Source organism: Microbacterium paraoxydans, from assembly GCF_018224615.1.
GTDB lineage: Bacteria > Actinomycetota > Actinomycetes > Actinomycetales > Microbacteriaceae > Microbacterium > Microbacterium paraoxydans_B.
The window spans coordinates 163,275-185,984 of record NZ_JAGTUK010000003.1 but is presented as its reverse complement, the minus strand read 5'-3'; the positions used below and the strand labels follow the sequence as shown (position 1 = coordinate 185,984).

The following is a 22,710-nucleotide window of genomic DNA, read 5'->3' as shown; positions in this document are numbered from 1 at the left end:
TCATTCACTCTCTGTCTGAGTCTCGGTCGAGGGCGGGGCGGGACGTCGTGCGTCCAGCCGAGCCCCCATGATGGTCGCATACGCCCACATGCCGCCGAAAATCAGCACCACCAGCAGCACCGCCGGCACGGCGATCGCCGCCAGCGCCACGATGACCTGCACGATCCAGCCCGCGACGATCGCGCCCGGCTTCGTGATGAGTCCCGCGATCACGATGCAGGCGACCGCCAGCACGGCACCGCCGACGATCCCCCACCACTGCTCGACGCCCTCCGGCAGTGCCTTGAGCCCGAACAGCGTCAGCCCCACCAGGAACACCACGATCGCCTCGAAGCCGAGCACGATGGGCGCCAGCTTCTGCACCAGTGTGCGGGGCGGTCGCGGGCGTCGGGTCGGGCGGGACGACGCGGCGTCGGCGCTCACGCCCGCCACCCCGACTTCCAGTCCTCGTCCTCCGACAGCGCGATGGCCTCCCCCGCCAGGACCACGGAGCCCGCGATCACCACGGCGCGACGATCCGACGACGCCGCCCACTCCCGGGCCGCGTCGGCGGCATCCGCGAGCGAGGGGTGCACGGTCGCCCTGCGCCCCGTCTGCTCCACGAGGTCGGCGATCGTGTCGGCATCGCTCGCCCGGTCGGACTCCGGCGCCGTCGCGAACACGTGCGCCGCGGCCGGAGCGAGCTGCGCCACGATGCCCGCGGCGTCCTTGTCGGCGAGCACGCCGAGCACGAGCCCCCACTCGTCGAAGTCGAAGCTGTCGTCCAGGGCCTGCGCGAGCGCGGCGGCACCGTGCGGGTTGTGCGCGGCGTCGACGATCACGGTCGGGGCGATGCCCAGCAGCTGCAGTCGACCGGGCGACGTGCTCCCCTGCAGTCCGTCCGAGATGATGCCGCCCGCGATCGCCTGCGAGGCCCCGCCGATCAGCGACTCGACCGCCGCGACCGCAAGCGCGGCGTTGTGCCCCTGGTGCGCGCCGTACAGCGGGAGGTACTCCTCCTCGTACTGCCCGGCCAGACCGCGGATCGTGAGCAGCTGCCCGCCGACCGCGAGCTTCTGCTCCGCGAGTCCGAAGTCTTCCCCCTCGAACGCGATCGTCGCGTGACGCTCGGCGGCCACACGGCGCAGCACCTCGGCGGCCTCCGCGGGCTGCTGGGCCGACACCACGGCGGCACCCTCCTTGATGATGCCCGCCTTGACCTCGGCGATCGCGGCGATCGTGTCACCCAGGCGGTCCGCGTGGTCGATGTCGATCGGCGCGAACACCGCCACGTCGCCGTCCGCGGTGTTCGTGGAGTCCCACTCGCCGCCCATGCCCACCTCGAGCACCAGCACGTCGACCGGGGCGTCGGCCACCGCGACGAACGCCAGCACCGTCAGCAGCTCGAAGAACGTCAGCGGGGCCTCGCCCTCCGCCTCCAGCTCCGCGTCGACGATCCCGACGAACGGCTCGATCTCGTCCCAGGCGTCGGCCACGGCCTCATCGGAGATCGGCTCGCCGTCGATCATGATGCGCTCCGTGAAGCGCTCCAGGTGCGGGCTCGTGAACAGGCCGGTGCGCAGCTCGTGCGCGCGCAGCAGGCTCTCGATCATCCGCGCGGTCGACGTCTTGCCGTTGGTGCCCGTGATGTGGATCACGCGGTACGTGCGCTGCGGGTCGTCGAGGTACGCCAGGATGCGGGCGGTGCGCTCCTTGCGCGGCTGCACCCACCGCTCCCCCGCCCGGCTCAACAGCGTCTCGTAGACGGCGTCCGCCCTGTCCCTCGCGCTCATGCGCCCGCCCTCTCCAGGTTGGTGTCGATCGTCACGATCAGCGGCGCCTTGCCGGCACCGAGTGCCTTCGCACCGCTGCGGTGCACGCCGTCGCCGGGGCTCGTGACCTCGTCGACGAGCCGGTCGAGCTCGTCCGTCGGTTGCACGGCGAACGCGACAGCGAGGGTCTCGGCCGCGATCAGCTCCGCGTGCGCCTCCAGGGCCGCCGCCTCCGCGGGCGCGGCGTTGAGCGCCAGTACGATCCGGTCGCTCACGTCGAGCCCCGCGTTCTTGCGCGCCTCCTGCACCACGCGGATCGCGTCGCGCGCGAGCCCCTCGGCCTCCAGTTCCGGCGTGGTCTGCGTGTCGAGCAGCACGAAGCCGCCGGACGGCACGATCGCCAGCGCCTCGCCCTCGGGCCGCCCCGTGGTCTCCAGCACGAGCTCGTACTCCGCGGGCTCCAGCGCGATGCCGCCCGCGGTCACCACGCCGTCCGTCACCGACCAGTCGCCCGAGCGCGCGGCCTGGATCGCCTTCTGCACGTCCTTGCCGAGCCGAGGACCAGCCGCCCGCGCGTTCACGCTCAGCCGGTGGCTGATGCCGTACTCGGCCGCCGCGTCGTCGGTGAGCGCTACGAGCTCGACCGTCTTCACGTTGAGCTCCTCGCGGAGGATGTCCTCGAACTGTCCGAGGTCGCCCGCCAGCGGCGACACGACCGTGAGCCGCGCGAGCGGAAGCCGCACGCGCAGCTTCTCCTTCTTGCGCAGCGCGTTGCCGACGCTCGACAGCTCCCGCACCGCATCCATCGCGTCGCGGATCTCGTCCGCAGCCGGGAACTGCGCCGCGTCCGGCCAGTCCTGCAGGTGCACGCTGCGGCCGCCCGTGAGGCCCTGCCACACGCGCTCGCTGATCAGCGGCACGAGCGGAGCGGCCACCCGGCACAGCGTCTCCAGCACCGTGTACAGCGTGTCGAACGCCTCACGGCTCTTCGGGTCGTCGGTCACACCCACCCAGAAGCGGTCGCGCGACCGACGGATGTACCAGTTGGTCAGCACCTCGGCGAAGTCGCGGAGCCGAGCGGACGCCGTCGTCGAGTCCAGACCCTCCAGGTCGGCGCGCACGTCGCGCACCAGATCACCCAGTCGCGCCAGGATGTAGCGGTCGAGCACGTCGGTCGAGGCGGTGGACCACGACGCTTCATAGCCGTCGTCGCCCGAGGCGTTCGCGTACGTCGCGAAGAAGTACCACGAGTTCCACAGCGGCAGCAGGAACTCCCGCACGCCGGAACGGATGCCCTCCTCCGTGACGATCAGGTTGCCGCCGCGCAGCACCGCGCTCGACATCAGGAACCAGCGCATCGCGTCGGAACCGTCGCGGTCGAGCACCTCGGACACGTCGGGGTAGTTGCGCAGCGACTTCGACATCTTGTAGCCGTCGCTGCCCAGCACGATGCCGTGACAGCTGACGCCCGTGAACGCCGGCCGGTCGAACAGCGCGGTCGACAGCACGTGCATCACATAGAACCAGCCGCGGGTCTGACCGATGTACTCCACGATGAAGTCGGCCGGGGAGTGCGAGTCGAACCACTCCTGGTTCTCGAACGGGTAGTGCACCTGGGCGTACGGCATCGAGCCCGAGTCGAACCACACGTCGAACACGTCCTCGATGCGGCGCATGGTGCTCTTGCCGGTCGGGTCGTCGGGGTTCGGCCGTGTCAGCCCGTCGATGTACGGGCGGTGCAGGTCCACCTCGCCCTCCGGGTTGCGCGGCAGCTCGCCAAAGTCACGCTCCAGCTCGGCCAGCGAACCGTAGGCGTCGACGCGCGGATACTCCGGGTCGTCGCTCTTCCAGATCGGGATCGGCGAGCCCCAGTAGCGGTTGCGGCTGATGGACCAGTCGCGCGCCCCCTCGAGCCACTTGCCGAACTGCCCGTGCTTGACGTTCTCCGGCACCCAGGTGATCTGCTCGTTGTTGGCGAGCATGTCGTCCTTGATGTCGGTCACGCGGACGAACCAGCTCGACACGGCCTTGTAGATCAGGGGGTTCCGGCACCGCCAGCAGTGCGGGTAGGAGTGCTCGTAGCTCTGCAGACGCACCAGCCGCCCGTTGTCGCGGATGATCCGCACCAGCGGCGTGTTCGCGTCCATCCAGAGCTCGCCGGCCACATCGGTCACGTTCGGCAGGAACCGGCCGCCGTCGTCGAGCGACAGGATCGTGGGGATGCCGGCCGCGCCCGCCACGCGCTGGTCGTCCTCACCGTAGGCGGGGGCCTGGTGCACGATGCCGGTGCCGTCGGTCGTGGTGACGTAGTCGTCGACCAGGATGCGCCAGGCGTGCTGCGTGCCGTAGGTCTCCTCGTCGGCGTAGTAGTCGAACAGGCGGTCGTAGGTCACGTCCGCCAGCTCGGCACCGCGCAGGGTCGCGTCGACCGCGGCCAGTGCCTCCTCCGCGCTCTCGTACCCGAGGTCCTTCGCGTACCCGCCCAGCAGGTCCTTCGCCAGGAGGTAGCGGTGCGCGGACGCCTCGACCGCGAGCTGATCGGCCGAGGGCGCTCCGCGGCCCTGGTGCACGTCGGAGGCACCGGCGGGACCGGCGGGCAGCACGACGTACTCGATGTCGGGCCCCACGGCGAGCGCGAGGTTGGTGGGCAGCGTCCACGGCGTGGTCGTCCAGGCGAGGGCGCGCACGCCGGTGAGCCCGAGCGCCTCGGCCTTGGCGCCCGTGAGCGGGAAGGTCACGGTCACCGACGGGTCCTGCCGCATCTGGTACACGTCGTCGTCCATGCGCAGCTCGTGAGCGCTCAGCGGCGTCTCGTCGCGCCAGCAGTACGGCAGCACGCGGTAGCCCTCGTACGCGAGCCCCTTGTCGTACAGGGTCTTGAACGCCCAGAGCACGCTCTCCATGTAGCCGAGGTCGAGGGTCTTGTACCCGCGCTCGAAGTCGACCCAGCGGGCCTGGCGGGTCACGTAGTCCTGCCACTCGTGCGTGTACTTCAGCACCGAGGAGCGCGCCTTCTCGTTGAAGACGTCGATGCCCATCTCCTCGATCTCGCGCTTCTCGGTGATGCCGAGCTGCTTCATCGCCTCCAGCTCGGCGGGCAGGCCGTGCGTGTCCCACCCGAACACGCGGTCGACCTTCTTGCCGATCATGGTCTGGAAGCGCGGGAACACATCCTTCGCGTAGCCCGTCAGCAGATGCCCGTAGTGCGGCAGACCGTTGGCGAACGGCGGGCCGTCGTAGAACACCCACTCCGGGTCGCCCTCGCGCTGCGCGATCGAGGCGCGGAAGGTGTCGTCGGTCTTCCAGAAGTCGAGCACCTCCTCCTCGATCTGCGGGAAGCGGGGGCTCGGCGCCACAGTGGCGGCCTGGTCGGCGGCGGGTCCGAAGGAGGAGCGCGGGTAGGTCATCGTGTCTCGCAGTGGTCGTCGTGGCGGATGCTGCTGCGAGGACGACCCGGAAGCCGCGGTACCACCCCGCGTGCCGCGCCGATGACGCGACCACTCTCACTGCGGCTGTGACGGGCCTGCCCCGCTCGGTTCTACTGGGTCTCGGTCGTGCGACCGGGACTGTTCTTCCGAGAGCTCCCCGGTGATGGCCGGATCGATGCTCGTGCTCCCAGTGTACGCGCGCCGCGGGGCCGCCGTCTCCCCGGGGCCGCGCGGGTCGGGCTCTCCCGCCGGTCAGGGCAGCGCGGGCCCGCTCGCGGCCAGGAGCTCGCGGGTGAACGGGTGCTGCGGCGCGGCGAACACGGCCGCCGTCGCCCCGTGCTCCACCACCCGGCCGTCCTGCATCACGAGCACGTCGTCGGCGACCGCGCCCACCACGTCCAGGTCGTGCGACACGAAGACCATGGTGAGGCGGCGCTCGGTCTGCAGCCGGGCCAGCAGGTGCAGCACCCGCTCCCGCACGGACGGGTCGAGCGCCGACACGGGCTCGTCGAGCACGAGCACCTCCGGGTCGGCGGCGAGGGCCCTGGCGATCGCGGCACGCTGGCGCTGCCCGCCCGAGAGCTCCGCCGGACGACGGTCACCCAGAGCCGCGTCGAGCCCCACCTCCGCGAGCAGCCCGGCCACGCGCGCCCGGCGCTCGGACCGCGGCACGCCCCCCGCCTGCAGGGCCTCCCGCAGCGACCGGGCCACGGTCCACCGCGGGTCGAACGCGCCGAGCGGGTTCTGGTGCACGAGCTGCACGCGCTGCGGACGCCGCCACCGCAGCTCGCCGGCGTCCGGGCGCTCCACTCCCACGATCATGCGGGCGAGGGTGGTCTTGCCCGACCCCGACTCCCCCACGATCCCGAGCGTGCGCCCCTCCGCGACCTCGAAGTCGGCGTCGGCCACCGCGGGGACGCCGCCGAACGACTTCGACAGTCCCGACGCGGCGAGCAGCACGGGGGCCGCCGCCGCGGGTTCCGCGCGCGGACGGTGCACGGTCGCGGCGATGAGCTGCCGGGTGTAGGCGTGCTCCGGCTGCTCGAGCACGCGCTCCACCGGCCCCGACTCGACCACGGCGCCGTCCTTCATCACGAGCACGCGGTCGGCGATCCGGCGCACCGCGGCCATGTCGTGACTGATGAACAGCACCGCGGTGCCGTCGTCGGCGATGACCCGCAGCAGGTCGAGGATGCGCGCCTGCACGGTCGCGTCGAGTGCGGTCGTCGGCTCGTCGGCCACCAGCACGGCCGGGGTCGCTGCGAGCGCGGACGCGATCAGCGCGCGCTGCCGCAGGCCGCCGGAGAGCTCATGCGGGCGCTGCCGCGCGCGGCGGACGGGGTCGGGCATCCACACCCGCCGCAGCAACTCCTGCACGCGCTCCGACACGGCCGTCCTGCCGCGCAGCAGCCGATGCAGCAGCAGGGGTTCGGCGATCTCGGCACCGACGCGGCGCAGCGGGTCGAGGGCGACCAGGGCGTCCTGCGCGACCAGGGCGATGCGCGTGCCGCGGAACCGCCGCCACGCGTGCTCGTCGAGCGCGGACGCGTCGGTTCCCGCGAGCTCCAGCCGCCCGACCGACACCCTCGCGCGTTCGGGGGCGAGCCCGAGCAGTGCCCGCGCCGTGAGCGACTTGCCGGCGCCGGACTCGCCGACGATCGCGACGACCTCCCCCGGGGCAACGGTCAGCGAGACCCGGTCGACGACCGTCGTGGTGCCGAACGCGATGCGCAGGTCGCGCAGCTCCAGCGCGGCGCTCACGTCGCGCCCCCGTCGGACCTGGCCCGCAGGACGCGCCCGATGACGGTGGCCGACACGACGGTCACCGTGATGGCGATGCCGGGGAACACCGCGATCCACCACGCCTGCCCCAGCACGTTCCGCCCGCCCGCGAGCATGAGGCCCCATTCGGGCGTCGGCTCGGACGGCCCCAGGCCGAGGAAGCTCAGACCGGCCGCGGCGAGGATGCTGGAGCCGATGCCGATCGTGGCCAGCACGCTGAGCGACCCGAGCACCCCCGGCACGACGTGGCGGCGGAACGCCCGCACCGGCGGCACCCCGAGGATCCGGGCGGCCTCCACGTGCTCGGCCACCCGGAGCGTGCGCGTCTGCACCCGTGCGAGACGCACGTACACCGGCACGGCGGCGAGCGTGACGGCGATCGCGATGTTGACCGGTCCCGGCCCGAGCACGGCCACGACCACGAGGGCGATCAGGAACTCCGGGAAGGCCATCAGCACGTCGTTGATGCGCATCAGCGTGGCGTCGGCGGCGCGCGGCGCGACCCCGGCCAGCGTGCCGACCAGCAGCCCGGCCACCACGGCGACGCCGGTCGCGAGCAGCCCGATCCCGAGCGAGCGCCCCGCGCCGTAGACGACCCGCGAGTACACGTCCCTGCCGCTCTGGTCGGTGCCGAACAGGTGCTCGGCGCTCGGCGGCAGCAGGGCGGCACGGACGTGGGTCTGCAACGGGTCGTGCGTGGCGAGCAGTCCCGGCCACAGCGCCGCGACCGCGATCACGGCGAGCACCGCGACCGCCGATCCGAGCGCCACGCGCTGCGCCGGCCTCATCGGGGGCCTCCGGCCGATCGCGTCGCGACGCGCGGGTCGATCAGCGGGTGCATGAGCTCCACGACCACGTTCACCACGACGAACACCACCGCGCTGAGCAGGATGATCCCCGTGATGACCGGGAGGTCGCGGTCACTGATCGCGGCGAGCGTCACCCGGCCGAGGCCCGGCCGCGCGAAGACCGTCTCCACCAGCACCGCTCCGCCGAGCACCGAGCCGGTGAGATAGGCCGCGAGGGTCACGGCCGACGAGGCCCCGTGCCGCAGACCGTGGCGCACGGTGAACCAGGTCGGACCGGCCCCGCGGGCGCGCACCGTCTCCGCGAACGGCATCCGCTCGGCCTGCACGAGGCCGTCGCGCAGCACCTGGCTCAGCAGCGCCGCGACCGGAAGCGCCAGCGTGACCGCGGGCAGGACGAGCGTCGCGGGGTTGCGTGCACCCGAGACCGGGAACCAGCCGAGGCCGAACGCGAACACGCTGAGCAGCACGAGACCGATCCAGAACACGGGCGACGACAGCACCACGAGCTCGACACCCGCGGCGACTGCGCGCCCCGTGCGGCCCCGCACCAGCACGGCCACGGCGAGCGCGAGCACCACGGCGATCGCGAGCGCCGCGGCGGAGAGCTGGAGCGTGGCGCCGAGCTGCCGCCCGATCACCTCGGCGACCGGGAGGCGCAGCTGGTACGACTCGCCGAGGTCGCCGCGCGCGAGCGAGCCGAGGAACGTCAGGTACTGCTCCAGCGGCGGACGGTCGAGCCCGAGCTCGGCCCTGATGCCGTCTTTGACCGCCTCGCTCACCTGCGCCTGGGGTCCGAGCATGACCGACACCGGGTCGCCGGGGATCACCCGGAACGCGAGGAACGCGACGGTGGCGGCACCCCACAGCACGAGCACGACCGAGCCGAGGAGCCCGGCCGCGCGCACGAGCACGGCCCTCACGGTGACGTCACCCGCTCTGCTCCCTGCGCTCGACGGCCGAGAGTGCTCAGCCGAGGGTCACATCGTAGAACAGCGGCCGGCCGTACAGGTCGTACTGCAGGTCGTTCACGCGCTCGCCGACCGCGGTGATCGCCGAGGGGCTGTAGAGCGGCACGATCGCCGTGTAGGTGGCGTTCCACTCCTGCAGCTGCGTGTAGAGGTCGTTGCGCGTCTCCTGGTCGTTCGTGGAGACGGCCTGCTCCAGCAGCGCATCGACCGCGGGATCCGTGACCTGCGACGCGTTCTGGAAGCCCTCGCTGTGCAGGTGGTTGCGCAGGAAGTCCGCGTCGGCGCCGGAGAAGCCCCAGTCGGTGAGGTCGAACGTCTTCGGCTCGTACTGGGCGTTGTAGGCGCCGGGCTCCAGCGTCTCGCGCGTGATCTCGAAGCCGATGGCCTTCAGGTCGGACTGGATGGCGTTGGCGAGGGCCGCGCGGTCGTCGGGCACGGGAGTCCAGGCGATCCAGCGGGCCGAGAGGCGCTGACCGTCCTTCATGCGGATGCCGTCGGCGTCGCGCTCGGTCCAGCCGGCCTCGTCGAGCAGCGCGTTGGCGGCGTCGGGGTCATAGGGCCAGGTGCCCTCCAGCGCGGCGTCGTACCCGGGCGTGGTCGAGCCGAGCACGCTCCACGCGCGCGGGAACTGCCCGAAGAAGATCTCCTCGACCGCGGCGTCGATGTCGATCCCGCGCGCGAGCGCCTGCCGCACGCGCTCGTCGGCGAACACGCCGTACTTCTCGTTCAGGTACAGCGAGTACGGCAGGCCGGGGTATTCGATCGAGTCGACCGTGACGCCGTCGCCCAGCTCGTCGACCAGGTTCGGCGGGATGTTGCTGGCCAGGTCGGCCTCACCGCTGCGCACCACGCCGCTGCGGACGGACGCCTCGGGCTGGATCTCCACGCGCAGCGTCTGGAACGACGGCGCCTTCTCACCGTGCGGACCCCACGCGTAGTCGTCGTTGCGCGTGTACACGAGTTCCTGATCGGGCGTGTACTCGGTCAGCTCGAACGGACCGGTGCCCACGGTGATCCCCGGTCCTCCGGCCTTGAGCTCGCCGGCCGACTCCTTCAGCACCGCGGGCGAGTAGAACCCGAGCTGCGGCGTGCTGGCGGCCTGCAGGAACGGCGCGTACGGCTGCGTGAAGCGCACGGTCACGGTGTGGTCGTCGACGACCTCCGTGCCGGCGTAGTAGTCGGCGCCCATCATGCTGGCGGCCTGCGCGGACTTCGTCTTCGGGTCGACGATGCGGTCGAAGTTCGCCTTCACGGCCTCCGCGTCGAACGGCTCGCCGTCGGTGAAGGTCACGTCGTCGCGGAGCGTGAACGTGTACGCGGTGCCGTCGTCGGACACCTCCCACTTCTCGGCGAGCCAGGGCGAGAACGTGCCGTCGTCCTCCTGGAACACGAGCGAGTCGAGCACCGCACGCTGCACCATGCCGGAGACGTCGAGCTGGCTGACCTGGGGGTCCATGTGCCCGGCCGAGAGGTTGGCGCCCTCGATCGACCAGACGAGCTCGTCGCCGACCTCGCCGTCGGACGAGGGACCGGCGCACCCGGCGAGCACCAGGGCGGTGGCGGCAGCGAGCGCGGCGGCGGGCAGGAGACGACGCACGGGGATGGCGGGCATGACGGTCCTCAGAACGATCGGGTGGGGTGCTCCCATCCTAGATCCGATTTTTGGACCCGGTCGATCTGTGACTGCTTCCCCCGATGACCGCACCTCAGAGGGTCGGCAGCACCACGCGATGATGGTCGCCCGGACCGGGCTGCTCCCCGTCCGCGCGCGACGCGCCTGCGGGAACGACCCTGACCGACAGCCCCTGCACCCGCGCCTCCGGCAGCCCGATCAGCCGCACCTCCACGCGCAGGTCGGCCCGTACTCCGGCGAGCAGCCACCGCAGGTCGGCCTCGCTCCCGGCCGTCACCACGCGCTCCGCGAACGACGCCTGCTCCGGCATCAGCCCGCCGACCTCGTGCAGCTGGGTGGCCAGGCGCGCATCCCGCACGACCGCGGGCACATCGGCCAGCACGTGATCCGCCAGGTGCGGGTACGCCGCCGACGGTCGGCCCGCACGGATCGCGGCGTCGATGTCCTGCGCCGCCCGCACGGTCTCCCGCCACGGACGCACCACCGCCGACGGCGCCTGGGTGTCCGCGAGCACCCGGTGCAGCGCGACGCCCGCCACGCGCCGCGCCGCGAAGTCGTCGGAGTTGCCGAACGCGACGACGCCGAGCCCCGTCGCCGCATGCCACCGCATGTGCGAGGAGAACCCGGGCAGCCCGCCCGAGTGCTGCACGACCCGTCCGAAGCGCCGGTCCTCCTCCACCACGAGGCCGTACCCGTAGCCCGCGGCGGCGAGGTCGTGCCCGGGGAACGCCCCGGGCGGCCCCGGGATCGGCGTGCGCGACTGCTGCAGCTCCCTGCGCGACGCCGGCGACAGCACCTCCGGCGCCAGGGGCTCGTCCGTGAACGCCGAGCCGAGGAACCACATCCACGTCGCGATGTCGTCCACGGTGCTCACCATGCTGCCGATGCACCCGAGCGCGCCCGCCCCGACGAACGGCTCGGGATGGAACGTCTCCCCGCCGTCGAACGTGCGGAACCCGTGCGCCCGCTCGGCGTCGGGGAACGCGTCCGGCGAGTGCGCGGTGCGGCGCAGTCCGAGCGGCTCCAGCAGCACCTCCCGCACCACCTCCTCCACCGGACTCCCCGTCACGGCCTCGACCGCACGGCCCAGCAGCGACTGGCCGAGGTTGGAGTACTGGTACACGGTGCCCGGCACCGCCGCGAGCGGAACCCCGGCGGCGAACAGTGCCCCGAGCTCCTCCCGCGTGTCGCCGAGGTGACGGTCGACCCAGGCGTTGTCCTCGCCGAGCCCCGAACGGTTCGACAGCAGCTGCTCCCCCGTCACCGCCACCTCGTGGCCCGCGTGGAGCAGTCGCACGCCCGGCACGAGCGCCGCGATCGGCGTCTGCAGGTCGAGCAGTCCGCGGTCGCGCAGCACCAGCACCGTCGCGGCGAGGAAGCTCTTCGACATCGAGGCGATGCGGAACACGGTGTCCCGCGCGGTGGGGCCACCGGTGCCGTGCGGGTGGCCGTGCACTGCGACCGCGCGCACGGTGCCGCGATCGCACACGGCCGCGATCGCCGCGGGAGCGAGCCGCCGCGCCTCGTCGTCGAGCCCGAGCCGCAGCGCCTCCTCGGAGGCCGCCTCCGTCAGCTCGCGCAGGCCCGCGGACGTCATGCCGGCACCGCGGCGAGCACCTCGTCCGCGAACGCCTCGACCAGCCCGCGACTCGCCGCGGTGTTGTGGTCGTGCACGCGCTCGGCCTCCGCGATCAGCGCAGGCAGCGAGCGGCCCTCGCCCCGCAGCGCCGCGTCGTCCCAGCGGGCCAGGTCGGCGGCCGAGGCCTCGGGGTGGAACTGCATGCCGCGCACGTGCTCGCCCAGCCGGAAGGCCTGGTTCTCGATCGCGGCGCTCGACGCCAGCAGCACCGCATCGGGCGGGAGCCGGGTGATCATGTCCTGGTGGTTCTCGATCATCGGGGCCCCGTCGCCGAGGGCCGCGAACACGGCGTCCGCGCGTCCGGCCGCCGAGGGGACGATGGGGGTCGCGCCCCGCTCGACCGGACCGGTCTTGGCCCGCACCTCCCCGCCCGCGACGTGGGCCAGCAACTGCCCGCCCAGGCAGATGCCCAGCGTGGGGAGGTCACGACGGATGGCCTCGGCGGCGAGCGCACGCTCGGCCGGCAGCCACGGCGCGCGGTCGTCCTCGTCGGGCATGAGTCCACCGCCGAGCAGCACGAGCCCCGCGACGCCGTCGAGCGTGGAGGGCAGCGGTTCCTCGGCGGCCACGACCGCGTTTACCGCGATGCCGCGCTCCGCGAGCCACGTGCCGAGGCGTCGGGGTCCGGAGCTGGCGGAGTTCACGACCACGAGCACCCCGGCGCTCATGCGGTCCCCTCCCGCGCGGCGGTGTCGACCGCGGGCACCAGCGCCGCGGGGGCCGGGGAGCCGGCGCGACCCGCCAGGAAGGCCTCGTGGTCGGGGTCGGACGCCGCGAGCACGCGCAGCACGTTCTCGTGGGCGGCCGCCACCAGATCGTCCTCCGACCAGCCGCGTCGCCGGAGCTCCGCGAACAGCGCCGGGTAGCCGGACACGTCGCGCAGCCCGTCGGGCATCGCGTCGGAGCCGTCGTAGTCCGCGCCGATGCCGACCGCGTGCGCGCCCGCGACGCGCCGCACGTGGTCGAGATGGTCGGCGGCGTCGCTCACCCCCACGACCGGAGCCTCGCCCGCGCCGCCGGCCTCCCACCAGTCGCGCCGGGCCTGCGACAGGAACGTGGGCACGAACGGCACCATCACCACGCCGCCCTGCGCCCCGATCGCCGCGAGCACGTCGTCCGGCACGTTGCGGGGGTGGTCGCACAGCGCGAAGGCGCCCGAGTGACTCACGATCACCGGCCGGGTGGTCACCGCGAGGGCATCGCGCATGGTGCTCGGTGCCACGTGGGACAGGTCGACCAGCACGCCGATGCGGTTCAGCTCGCGCACCACCTCCCGCCCGAAGTCGGTCAGCCCGCCGTGGCGCGCCTCGTCCGTGGCGGAGTCGGCCCAGTCGATCGTGCGGGACCACGTGAGGGTCAGGTACCGCGCACCGAGCCGTGCGTACTGGCGCAGCACCGCGAGCGAGCCGCCGAGCTGGTCGCCGCCCTCCACGCCGATCAGCGAGGCGATGCGCCCCTCGGCCATGGCCGCCCTGGCCTCCGCCGCGGTCCGCGTGAACGCGAGGCGTTCGGGGTGGGCGTCCACCAGCCGGTGCACGAAATCGATCTGCTCGAGCGTCGCCACCACCTGCTCCGCGCCCTCCAGCACCGGGTCGACCCACACCGACCAGAACTGTCCGGCCACACCGCCCGCGTCCAGCCGCGGCAGGTCGGTCTGCGTGGCCGCCACCGGGCCGGCCAGTTCGTCCACCCGGTACCCGAGCAGCGTCCTGCTCGCCCAGGCCAGGTCGTTGTGCCCGTCGAACACCCTGTCCGCAGTGCGTCCCTCGCCGGTCATGTCAGTCCTCTCGTGCGTCCAGCACCGCGTTCATCCGCGCGGTGAGCTCGTGGTCGATCGTCAGCGGCGCGCCGTCGAGCGCCCGCACCGGCACCGCGCCGCGCGTGCTTGAGCACAGCCATAGCGCGTCCGCCCGCCGCAGATCCTCCCGCGTCACGGGCACGATCGCGGAGCGATCACCCGCGAGCCCCGCGAAGACGTCGCCCTGGGTGGTGCCGGGCAGCACGCCGAACTCCGGCGGCGGCGTCACCAGAGTGCCGTCGATGCGGGCGATCAGCGTGGACCGCGGCCCCTCCAGCACGAACCCGTCGGCGCTGACGAACACCACGTCGTCCGCCCCGCGCCGTGCCGCCTCCCGCAGCGCTGCCTGGTTGACCGCGTAGGCGAGTGACTTCGCCCCCTGCAGCAGCCACGGCGCCGTCTGCATCACGTCGTGCCGGTAGCCGCGGTCGAGTACCACCGCGGTAACGCCGGCCGCGCGCACGGCCGCGGGGTCGGCGCCCGCGAAGCCGAGGACCCAGCCGGTGGGTGCCGCGGGGTCGAGCTCGTCGCCGCGGGTCATGGCGAACTTGATCGAGGCGATCTCGCCGTCGCGCAGCACCCCGGGGTGCGACACCTCCGCGGCCGCCCTCCGCACGGCGGCGCGCCACCGGTCGAGCGGTGGTGCGGGCAGCGCCAGCAGAGCGGCCGACCGCTCCAACCGGTGCAGGTGCGCCTCCAGTGCCTGGGGCACGCCGTGCCGCACGACCGCCGTCTCGAAGACCCCGTCGCCGCGCGTCACCCCGAGGTCGGTCGCGCGGATGATCGGGGTGGCGGGGTCGACCGCCATCATCGCGTCGCCGGGGTCGGTGTCCGGCGACAGCTCCAGCCGGTAGAGCAGCAGTGCGCGCATGGGTCCTCTCCTCGCGGCGGTCGGGTGGCTCAGCCGAGCGTGAGGGCGGCGTCGCGCACGTCGGAGGCCGCGGAGTCATACACGCGCGAAGCGTCGCGTTCGATGCGGACGACCCGCACGTCGTGGCCCAGGCCGGGTCCGGTCGGCACCCGCACGCGCCCGCCGTGCGCCATGACGGGCGGGTCGATGATGTCGCTCTCGTAGTACTTGTCGGATCCGGACACGTCGGAGGGCAGCAGGAAGCCCGGCAGCGACGACACCGCCACGTTCGCGGCCCTGCCCACCCCGAACTCGTGCATGCCGCCGCACCACACGGGGATTCCCGCGTCGACCGCGAGGTCGTGCGCGGCGCGGGCCACGCCCAGCCCGCCCATGCGCGACACCTTGATGTTGAGCACGCGCCCCGCGGCCAGGCGGATCATCGCCCGCAGGTCGCCCAGCGCGACGACCGACTCGTCCAGGCACACGTCGGTGTCGAGGCGCGCCTGCAGCTCCGCGTGCGCCACGAGCTCGTGCGGCCCGAACGGCTGCTCGATCATGGTGAGGCCCTCGCGGTCGAGGCGTGCGAACACGTCCGCCGCGTCATCGTCGTCCGGATAGGCGCCGTTCGCGTCCACGTGAAGGTCCAGGTCGGGGTGGGCGGCGCGCACGGCCCGCACCGGCTCCACATCCCACCCCGGCGCGATCTTGAGCTTCACGCGCGGGTACCCGGCCGCTCGCTGCAGCTCCACCTGCGCGAGCAGCTCGTCGATCGAGGGCTCGATGCCGAGCGAGACGCCCGCGACCACCTCGTCGCGCGTGCCGCCGAGGGCCGCGGCGAGCGCGATGCCCCGCGTGCGCGCGTGCAGGTCCCACACCGCGCCGGAGAACCCCGCCTTGGCGAACTCGTGTCCGCGCACGCGCGCCCACGTGGCCTCCAGGTCGGCGGGCTGCTCACCGGTCGCGCCGAGCAGGGAGGGAACGAGGTAGCGGGTGGCGATCTCCCAGGCGGTCGCCGTGGTCTCCGCGCCGAAGTAGGGGTCGCTGGGAGAGGCGATCTCGCCCCATCCGGTGCGACCGTCGACGTCGGTGACCTCGACGAGGATGTGCTCGATGCCGGACTTGCGGTGCGAACTGGTCTCGAAGCTGTGCCGCAGGGCCTGGCGCAGCGTGAACAGGCGGATGCGGTCGATCTTCACGCGTCCCCCTCCTCGCCGCGCGGCCGCGGCTGCTCCGGCCCGTACAGTCCGAGGCGCGCCACGAGGCGGTCCCGCTCGGCCAGGCGACGGCGTGCGCCCTTCGCGCTGGCCGTGGTGAGAGCGCTGAGCAGGTGGCAGACCGCGGCGACCGGTGTCGGCGAGTCCGCGTACGAGGCAGAGCCGGTGCGCACGCGGATGAGCGAGGTGGCGATCGGGGCGAGGGGGGCGTCCTCGCTGTCGGTGATCACGACCAGCTGCCCTCCGGCCTCGTGGAAGAGCCGTCCGAGGCGCACGGTCTCCTCGCGGTACCGCCGCAGGGAGAACGCGATCAGCACGTCGGAGGCGCGCACGTCGGTGAGCACGGTGAGCGGTTGCAGGGCGTGCCCGTCCACGAGGAACACGTTGGAGAGCGTCGCGGACAGGTCGGCCGTGAGCAGCTGCGCGTACGCGGCCGCCTTCCCCTCTCCCGCGATGTAACGACGGCGGGCGCCGAGCAGGAGCGCGGCCGCCTGCGGGACCTGTGCCGACCGGCTGAGCTCCTCGAAGGTCTGGGCGAGCGTGCGCTGCTCGGTCTCGATGATGCGCGCCTGGATGCTCTCGGCCGACTGGTTGGTGCGGATGCGCTCGCCGAAACGGTCGCGCGGGGAGACGAGGTCGCGGTCCTCGTGGTGGTGGTCGCTCATGCCGGGCCCTTCCCTGGTGTCGCGCGGTAGACCGCCGTCTGGTCGTCGAGGCGTTCCGCAGCCACCAGGACCTCGCCCCGGCGGAACGCCTCGGTCATGCTGTGCTCGAGGTCGCGGCGCAGGACCGTGCGCTCGCTCGCGTCCAGGAGCCGGGGGTGCGCGGGGATCGCGATCCACGTGCCGTCCGGTGTGGCGACCGCGCGACCCCAGTCGTGCGGTCCGAGCGCGGGGGCGGACGGCGTGGTGTCACGCGCCCGCGACACGGGGGCCTGCAGGTCCCAGGAGACCACGAGCCGATCGGTGTCGGGGCGGGCGTAGTAGTCGCGCTCGAACGCGATGCCCACCGCGCCGAGCGAGCTGAGGTTGAAGTGCGCGTTGCGGGACAGCAGCGGGTCGAAGGTCCAGCGCATGAAGCGCTGCCCCCAGCGGAGGGCGACGTCGCGCTGGGCGAGCTTGAGGGCCTGTCCCACGCCGCGCCCCTGGTGGGCGGCATCGACCGCGGCGGCCTGGGAGTAGTGGAACAGCGCGCCGCCGGTGTCGCAGCCGGCGAAGCCGTACGCGAATCCGATGAGCGTGCCGTCGTCGGCGAAGGCTCCGATCGCCGAGCCGCCGTTGCGGGCGAGCGCGGTGAGCAGGTTGGCGTTCAGGGCGTACTCGCTCTCGGAGTAGGCGAACACCCGCGCATACAGCGCCGCGGCCTCTCGGAACTCGGAGTACTGGGTCAGCTCCCGACAGCCGTAGCCGATGCCCGCGTCAGCGGCCACGGAGAAATGAGGCACGATACGTTTCCTAAGATTGAAGAGTCCTGCTGCTGTGAGCGATGTTATCGGCGGCTTGCACGGGGATCAAGAGGCAGATACGGTTCGTAACCGTGACCACTTCTTCGGCGACGCAGGACGCGGACCACTCTTCTGACGACATCATCGCACTGGTGCGCGAGCTCGTGTCGATCGAGTCGCCAAGCCGCGACACCGCCGCCAGCGCCCGCATCGCCGACGTGCTGGCCGCCCGGTTCGAGGCCGTCGGGGGCACCGTCCGCCGCGAGACCACGAGCGCCGGCACCGACCTCGTGATCGACGTCGCGGGCTCGGGCGAGCCGCTCCTGCTCATCGGGCACACCGACACCGTGTGGCCGCTCGGCACGCTCGCAGGCGAGGTGCCCTGGAGCGAGGACGGCGACGTCGTGCGCGGGCCGGGCGCGTACGACATGAAGGCCGGGATCGTCGTGATGCTGGCGGCCCTGCGCGACCTCCGGCACGAGCCGCTCGAGCGACGCCGCGCCGTCCGCGTCGTGCTGGTCTGCGACGAGGAGATCGGCTCCCCCGCGTCCGGGCCCCTGCTGGCCGAGCGCGCCCGCGGTACCGTCGCGGCCATCGGCTTCGAGTCGCCGCACCCCGACGGCGCACTCAAGGTCGGGCGCCGCGGCAGCGCGAGAGTACGCGTGGCCGTCACGGGCCGCGCCGCCCACGCCGCACTCGACCCGGAGCACGGCGTCTCGGCCGTGGACGAGCTCGTGGACCAGCTGCTCGCCGTGCGGCGCATCGTCGCCGACCCGTCGCTTCCCGGACCCGTGCTGTGCAACGTGGGCACGATCGCCGGAGGTGCGCGCACCAACGTGGTGCCGGCCGAGGCCGCGGCAGAGATCGGCCTGCGTTTCACCGATCCGGACACCGAACGGCGCGTGCTCGACGCGCTCGCCGCCCTGCGTCCCGTGCGCGAGGGCGCGACGGTCACGGCGCAGGTGCTGAGCGCCAGGCCCGCCTGGCAGGCATCCGCGCAGGACGCCGCCCTGCAGGAGCGCATCGCCGTGGCAGGCGCCGCCATCGGTCAGCGCGTCGAGGGCCGTCCGGCCGCGGGCGCGGGCGACACGAATCTGCTCGGCGGACTCGGCCTGCCGACGGTCGACGGCTTCGGTCCGCGAGGGGGCGGCGCGCACGCGGTGGACGAGCACTTCCTGCGCTCCTCTCTGCACGAACGCGTCGCGCTCCTGCGTGCCGTGCTCACGATCACCGCGGACTGACGATACGATTCCCGTTCCCGTGCCCGCGGTGACCCGCGGTGAGGATACGTTCCGGATGTGCACCCCGCCCGGAGGTGGGGCGAGCCCGGCATCCCGCACGTGCGCATCCTGGCATCCGCGTGTTTCCGCTGTGTTACACCCGGAGCACCGCGAGCGATCTTCTCGGAACGCGCAGTTTTTCTTCGGCGATACGCATCGAATCTCTTGACCCGCGGCCGGACTTCCGCTTGCATGGTCTCCACCGACCCGGCTTCATCGTGGATCCGGGCGGCGCCCGAAGGGACTTCTTCCATGCGTCTTGCCCCCCGCTCGAAAACAGTGCGAAGTCTGACCGCCGCCGCGATCGCGACCGCGCTTCTCGTCGCCGCGCCGGTCGGTGCCGCCCAGGCCCAGACCGCGAGCGCGGCGACCGAATCCCCCGCGTCCGACACCACGTTGCGCATCGCCACGTCCGGGTTCGTCGACACGTTCAACCCGTTCATCTCGATCTACCTCACGCCGACGAACATCATCCGGTACGTGTACGAGTCGCTCGTGCAGAACGACGCCGAGGACGGCTCCCCCACCAAGGGCCTCGCCGACTCGTGGGAGGCCACGGACGGCGGCAAGACCTGGACCTTCACGCTGCAGGACGACCTGGTCTGGTCGGACGGAGAGCCGATCACCTCCGCCGACGTGAAGTACACCTACGACCAGATGCTCACGGTCCCCGCGCTCGGCACCGCCAACGGCAACCTCGTGTCGAACTTCGACACCGTCGAGACGCCGGACGACAAGACCGTCGTGATCACCCTGAAGACCCCGCAGGCGCCGAACCCCGGCTCCGAGATCCCGATCGTCCCGAAGCACATCTGGGAGAAGGTCGACGACCCGACCACGTTCGCGAACGACTCCGAGGTCGTCGGCTCCGGGCCGTTCGTGCTCGACAGCTACGCGGCCAACCAGTCGATCACCCTCAAGGCCAACGAGAACTTCTGGCGCGGCGCCCCCAAGATCGACGCGATCCAGTACGTGTACTACACGAACTCCGACGCCCAGGTGCAGGCGCTCAAGGCGGGCGACGTCGACCTGGTCACCGGCCTCACCCCCACCCAGTTCGAGGCGCTCGACGGCATCGACGGCATCACCACCCACTCCGGTGAGGGCCGCCGCTACCACTCGATCAGCATCAACGTGGGCCAGCAGACGCGCGACGGTGTGCCCTACGGCACCGGAAGCGCCGCGCTCAAGGAGCTCGAGGTGCGCCAGGCCATCCGGCTCGGCACCGACACCGCCACGCTGCTGGACAAGGTGCTCGACGGCGAGGGCACGCTGGCCACGAGCTTCATCCCCGCGTCGTTCCCCAAGTGGCACCTGTCCGACGACGACGACGTGATCGTCGGCTTCGACCCCGAGGCCGCGCAGGAGAAGCTCGACGAGGCCGGCTGGACGCCCGGCTCCGACGGCATCCGCGAGAAGGACGGACAGCGCCTCGCCCTGCGGCTGCTGATCGACGCCGACGACGCCAACGAGCAGTCCATCTCCGACTTCTTCGTGCCGTGGATGAAGGACATCGGCATCGAGATCACGGTCGAGTCCACCGACTCCGACACCATCAGCGCCAAGGCCACCTCCGGTGACTACGACCTGTACTTCAGCGGCTGGTCGGTCAACCCCGACCCCGACTACCAGCTCGGCATCAACACCTGCATGAACCTGCCCACCGCGACCGACGGCACCGGAGGCACCACGCAGGACGGCTACTGCAACCCCGAGTTCGACGAGCTGTACGCCCAGCAGCGCTCCGAGATCGACGAGGAGAAGCGCCAGGAGATCGTGCACGACATGCTCGCGCTGAACTACACCGACACGGCCCAGGTCGCCACCTGGTACGCCAACTCGCTCGAGGCCTACCGCTCCGACCGCTTCACCGGGTTCACCCTCCAGCCGAAGGACGGCGGCATCATCGCCAACCAGGCCGGCTACTGGGGTTACCTCACGGTCGAGCCGGTCGAGGGCGCGACCGCCGGTGGCACGGGCACCAACACGGGACTCATCATCGGCGGTGTCGTCGTGGGAGTGATCGTGGTGGGCGCCCTGGTCTTCTTCCTGATCCGACGCCGCAACATCGCCGACGTCGAATGAGCCAGGCGAGACGTCGCGGGCGGCGGTCCCCCGCCCCCGCGACGTCTCCCGCTCCGCTGTAAGGAGACCCCATGTCCAACGCGGTACCCCCCTCCACCTCCGCCATCGCCACGAGCGCGGCCGCCGAAGAGCAGCCGACGGGCGTCGGCGCCTCGCGCTACATCCTCGGCAAGCTCGGCGGCGCGGCCATCAGCCTCGCGATGGTGATCCTGCTCGGCTTCTTCGCCTTCAAGATCCTGCCGGGCGACCCGGTCGCCTCGATCGCCCGTGAGCGCGGCATGAGCGCCGAACAGGCCGACCAGCTGCGCGAACAGCTCGGCCTGAACAAGCCGCTGTGGCAGCAGTTCATCGACTACCTCGGCAACGTGTTCACCCTCAACTTCGGCACGAGCTACGTGTATCGCACCTCGGTGTCCGAGCTGATCGGGCAGTACTTCTGGAACACGATCCTGCTCACCGGCACCGCGGCCGTGATCGCGATCGCGCTCGGCCTGTGGCTCGGCCAGAAGGCGGCGTGGAAGCACGGCTCGACCTTCGACCGCATCGTCTCCGGCACCTCGCTCGTGTTCTGGTCGGTGCCGACGTTCTGGCTCGCGCTGCTGCTGCTGATGATCTTCGGCGGCACGCTGCACTGGTTCCCCACGGGCGGCATGGTCTCCCCCAATCCGCCCACCGATCCGGTCGGCATCGTGCTCGACGTCATGTCGCACATGGTGCTCCCGGTGATCACGATGGTCGCCGTCGTGTATGCGCAGTACCTCATGGTCATGCGCAGCTCGCTGCTGGAGGAGATGGGCGCCGACTACCTCACCACCGCCCGCGCCAAGGGCCTCCGCGAAGACCTCGTGCGCCGCCGCCACGCCGTCCCGAACGCCCTGCTGCCCACGGTCACGCTGGTGTTCATGCACATCGGCGGGCTCATCGCGGGCGCCGTCACCGTGGAGACCGTGTTCTCCTGGCCGGGGCTCGGCAAGCTCACGTTCGAGGCCATCAGCGGCCCCGACCTCCCCCTGCTGCAGGGCACCTTCGTGGTGTTCTCCACGATCATCATCGTGATGAACCTCATCGCGGACCTCATCTACCGTCAGCTCGACCCGAGGGTGAGGCGCGCATGACCACGGCATCCCCGACCATCCGTTCCCCCCGCGCCCTGGCGTGGCACCGCCGTGGCGTGGCCTTCACCGCGTTCTGCCGCGAGTTCGCGCACCACCGCGCGGGCATGGTGGGCCTGGTGTTCCTCGTGATCGTGGCGCTCATCGCGATCTTCGCCCCCGTGATCGCCCCGGCCAGCATGCTCGACGTCACCAAGCTCGTGGACGTGCAGCGCTTCGCCCCGCCATCGTGGGAGCACCCGCTCGGCACCGACCATCAGGGCCGGGAGCTCTGGGTGCGCATGGTGTGGGGCGCCAGGGTGTCGCTGCTCGTCGGCCTCGCCGCCACCGCCATGTCGATGATCATCGGCACGCTCGTCGGCATCGCCGCCGGGCACTTCACCGGGTTCTTCGGCGGCCTCATGATGCGCATCATCGACTTCTTCCTCGTGCTGCCGTCGCTGATCCTCGCGATCGTGCTGTCGTCGGTGCTGAGCCGCGGAGTGTGGACGATCATCATCGCGATCGGCCTCACGTCCTGGGCCGGCACGGCCCGCGTGGTGCGCGCCCAGACGCTGTCGGTCGAGTCGCGCGACTACATCGAGCGCTCCCGCGCGCTCGGCGCCGGCCACTGGCACATCATCGTCAAGCACCTGCTGCCCGGCGTGCTGCCGCTCGTGCTGGCCAACACCACCCTCACGGTCGGCTCGGCCATCATCTCCGAGTCCACCCTGGCGTTCCTCGGCCTGGGCGACACCACGCTGCAGTCGTGGGGCTCGATCCTGAAGAACGCGATGGACGTCTCCGCGGCGACCAGCGGCTACTGGTGGTACGTGCTCGTGCCCGGTATCGCGATCGTGCTCGTGGTGCTGTCGTTCACCCTGATGGGCCGCGCGGTGGAGAACATCACCAACCCGACGCTGAGGAGCCGCTGA

The 22,710-nt window shown here is 72.1% G+C and carries 18 protein-coding genes; 4 read left to right on the top strand and 14 right to left on the bottom strand.

Features of this window, described 5'->3' with window-relative positions:
* The 14 genes from KE274_RS11020 to KE274_RS10960 all read right to left on the bottom strand — a co-directional run bounded on the left by KE274_RS11020 (window position 1) and on the right by KE274_RS10960 (window position 17,319).
* Entirely contained in the window at window positions 1-423 is a 423-nt protein-coding gene (locus KE274_RS11020) for a DUF4233 domain-containing protein (protein ID WP_307872195.1), read from the bottom strand.
* Window positions 420-1,772: a bifunctional folylpolyglutamate synthase/dihydrofolate synthase gene (locus tag KE274_RS11015; protein ID WP_211543719.1), complete on the bottom strand. Its 1,353-nt coding sequence runs from the start codon at window positions 1,770-1,772 to the stop codon at window positions 420-422. Before KE274_RS11015 ends, KE274_RS11020 begins: the two co-directional genes overlap by 4 nt.
* Complete coding sequence (gene ileS, locus KE274_RS11010; RefSeq protein WP_211543716.1) at window positions 1,769-5,158, bottom strand: isoleucine--tRNA ligase; 3,390 nt, start codon at window positions 5,156-5,158, stop codon at window positions 1,769-1,771. Before ileS ends, KE274_RS11015 begins: the two co-directional genes overlap by 4 nt.
* A 273-nt stretch (window positions 5,159-5,431) precedes the next feature.
* Window positions 5,432-6,940, bottom strand: a complete 1,509-nt coding sequence (locus KE274_RS11005; protein WP_307872194.1) for an ABC transporter ATP-binding protein — start codon at window positions 6,938-6,940, stop codon at window positions 5,432-5,434.
* The gene (locus KE274_RS16560) at window positions 6,937-7,749 is read right to left on the bottom strand and encodes an ABC transporter permease (protein ID WP_249186301.1); all 813 of its coding nucleotides are present in this window, start codon (window positions 7,747-7,749) and stop codon (window positions 6,937-6,939) included. Before KE274_RS16560 ends, KE274_RS11005 begins: the two co-directional genes overlap by 4 nt.
* A complete protein-coding gene (locus KE274_RS11000; protein ID WP_211543712.1) occupies window positions 7,746-8,690 on the bottom strand; it encodes an ABC transporter permease in 945 nt (314 codons plus the stop codon). Before KE274_RS11000 ends, KE274_RS16560 begins: the two co-directional genes overlap by 4 nt.
* A 46-nt stretch (window positions 8,691-8,736) precedes the next feature.
* Entirely contained in the window at window positions 8,737-10,350 is a 1,614-nt protein-coding gene (locus KE274_RS10995) for an ABC transporter substrate-binding protein (RefSeq protein ID WP_211543711.1), read from the bottom strand.
* Between the two features lie 94 nt (window positions 10,351-10,444).
* Window positions 10,445-11,968 (bottom strand): serine hydrolase domain-containing protein, encoded by a 1,524-nt coding sequence (locus KE274_RS10990; protein ID WP_211543709.1) that lies wholly within the window; start codon window positions 11,966-11,968, stop codon window positions 10,445-10,447.
* Entirely contained in the window at window positions 11,965-12,678 is a 714-nt protein-coding gene (locus tag KE274_RS10985; protein WP_211543707.1) for a type 1 glutamine amidotransferase, read from the bottom strand. Before KE274_RS10985 ends, KE274_RS10990 begins: the two co-directional genes overlap by 4 nt.
* Window positions 12,675-13,787 (bottom strand): dipeptidase, encoded by a 1,113-nt coding sequence (locus KE274_RS10980; protein ID WP_211543705.1) that lies wholly within the window; start codon window positions 13,785-13,787, stop codon window positions 12,675-12,677. The genes KE274_RS10985 and KE274_RS10980 overlap by 4 nt, the downstream gene beginning before the upstream one ends.
* Window position 13,788: 1 nt before the next feature.
* Entirely contained in the window at window positions 13,789-14,679 is an 891-nt protein-coding gene (locus KE274_RS10975) for an aminotransferase class IV (RefSeq protein ID WP_211543703.1), read from the bottom strand.
* 29 nt (window positions 14,680-14,708) lie between these two features.
* A complete protein-coding gene (gene menC / locus KE274_RS10970) occupies window positions 14,709-15,857 on the bottom strand; it encodes an o-succinylbenzoate synthase (protein WP_307872193.1) in 1,149 nt (382 codons plus the stop codon).
* Window positions 15,854-16,540: a MurR/RpiR family transcriptional regulator gene (locus tag KE274_RS10965; protein WP_211543701.1), complete on the bottom strand. Its 687-nt coding sequence runs from the start codon at window positions 16,538-16,540 to the stop codon at window positions 15,854-15,856. The genes menC and KE274_RS10965 overlap by 4 nt, the downstream gene beginning before the upstream one ends.
* Entirely contained in the window at window positions 16,537-17,319 is a 783-nt protein-coding gene (locus KE274_RS10960; protein ID WP_211543699.1) for a hypothetical protein, read from the bottom strand. The genes KE274_RS10965 and KE274_RS10960 overlap by 4 nt, the downstream gene beginning before the upstream one ends.
* Before the next feature lie 92 nt (window positions 17,320-17,411).
* Between KE274_RS10960 and KE274_RS10955 the strand changes: the two genes are divergently transcribed.
* The 4 genes from KE274_RS10955 to KE274_RS10940 all read left to right on the top strand — a co-directional run bounded on the left by KE274_RS10955 (window position 17,412) and on the right by KE274_RS10940 (window position 22,710).
* A complete protein-coding gene (locus tag KE274_RS10955; protein WP_211543696.1) occupies window positions 17,412-18,560 on the top strand; it encodes a M20/M25/M40 family metallo-hydrolase in 1,149 nt (382 codons plus the stop codon).
* A 318-nt stretch (window positions 18,561-18,878) separates the two neighbouring features.
* The gene (locus tag KE274_RS10950) at window positions 18,879-20,684 is read left to right on the top strand and encodes an ABC transporter substrate-binding protein (protein ID WP_307872192.1); all 1,806 of its coding nucleotides are present in this window, start codon (window positions 18,879-18,881) and stop codon (window positions 20,682-20,684) included.
* 71 nt (window positions 20,685-20,755) lie between these two features.
* Window positions 20,756-21,799, top strand: coding sequence for an ABC transporter permease (locus KE274_RS10945; protein WP_211543692.1), 1,044 nt, complete (start codon window positions 20,756-20,758; stop codon window positions 21,797-21,799).
* A complete protein-coding gene (locus KE274_RS10940) occupies window positions 21,796-22,710 on the top strand; it encodes an ABC transporter permease (RefSeq protein WP_211543690.1) in 915 nt (304 codons plus the stop codon). Before KE274_RS10945 ends, KE274_RS10940 begins: the two co-directional genes overlap by 4 nt.

What these genes read in the sequence shown, in the direction of transcription:
- KE274_RS11015 (WP_211543719.1), bottom strand. Translation starts at nt 1,772, where the DNA reads ATGAGCGCGAGGGACAGGGCGGACGCCGTCTACGAGACGCTGTTGAGC.
- ileS (WP_211543716.1), bottom strand. Translation starts at nt 5,158, where the DNA reads ATGACCTACCCGCGCTCCTCCTTCGGACCCGCCGCCGACCAGGCCGCC.
- KE274_RS16560 (WP_249186301.1), bottom strand. Translation starts at nt 7,749, where the DNA reads ATGAGGCCGGCGCAGCGCGTGGCGCTCGGATCGGCGGTCGCGGTGCTC.
- KE274_RS10995 (WP_211543711.1), bottom strand. Translation starts at nt 10,350, where the DNA reads ATGCCCGCCATCCCCGTGCGTCGTCTCCTGCCCGCCGCCGCGCTCGCT.
- KE274_RS10990 (WP_211543709.1), bottom strand. Translation starts at nt 11,968, where the DNA reads ATGACGTCCGCGGGCCTGCGCGAGCTGACGGAGGCGGCCTCCGAGGAG.
- KE274_RS10985 (WP_211543707.1), bottom strand. Translation starts at nt 12,678, where the DNA reads ATGAGCGCCGGGGTGCTCGTGGTCGTGAACTCCGCCAGCTCCGGACCC.
- KE274_RS10980 (WP_211543705.1), bottom strand. Translation starts at nt 13,787, where the DNA reads ATGACCGGCGAGGGACGCACTGCGGACAGGGTGTTCGACGGGCACAAC.
- KE274_RS10975 (WP_211543703.1), bottom strand. Translation starts at nt 14,679, where the DNA reads ATGCGCGCACTGCTGCTCTACCGGCTGGAGCTGTCGCCGGACACCGAC.
- KE274_RS10965 (WP_211543701.1), bottom strand. Translation starts at nt 16,540, where the DNA reads ATGAGCGACCACCACCACGAGGACCGCGACCTCGTCTCCCCGCGCGAC.
- KE274_RS10945 (WP_211543692.1), top strand. Translation starts at nt 20,756, where the DNA reads ATGTCCAACGCGGTACCCCCCTCCACCTCCGCCATCGCCACGAGCGCG.
- KE274_RS10940 (WP_211543690.1), top strand. Translation starts at nt 21,796, where the DNA reads ATGACCACGGCATCCCCGACCATCCGTTCCCCCCGCGCCCTGGCGTGG.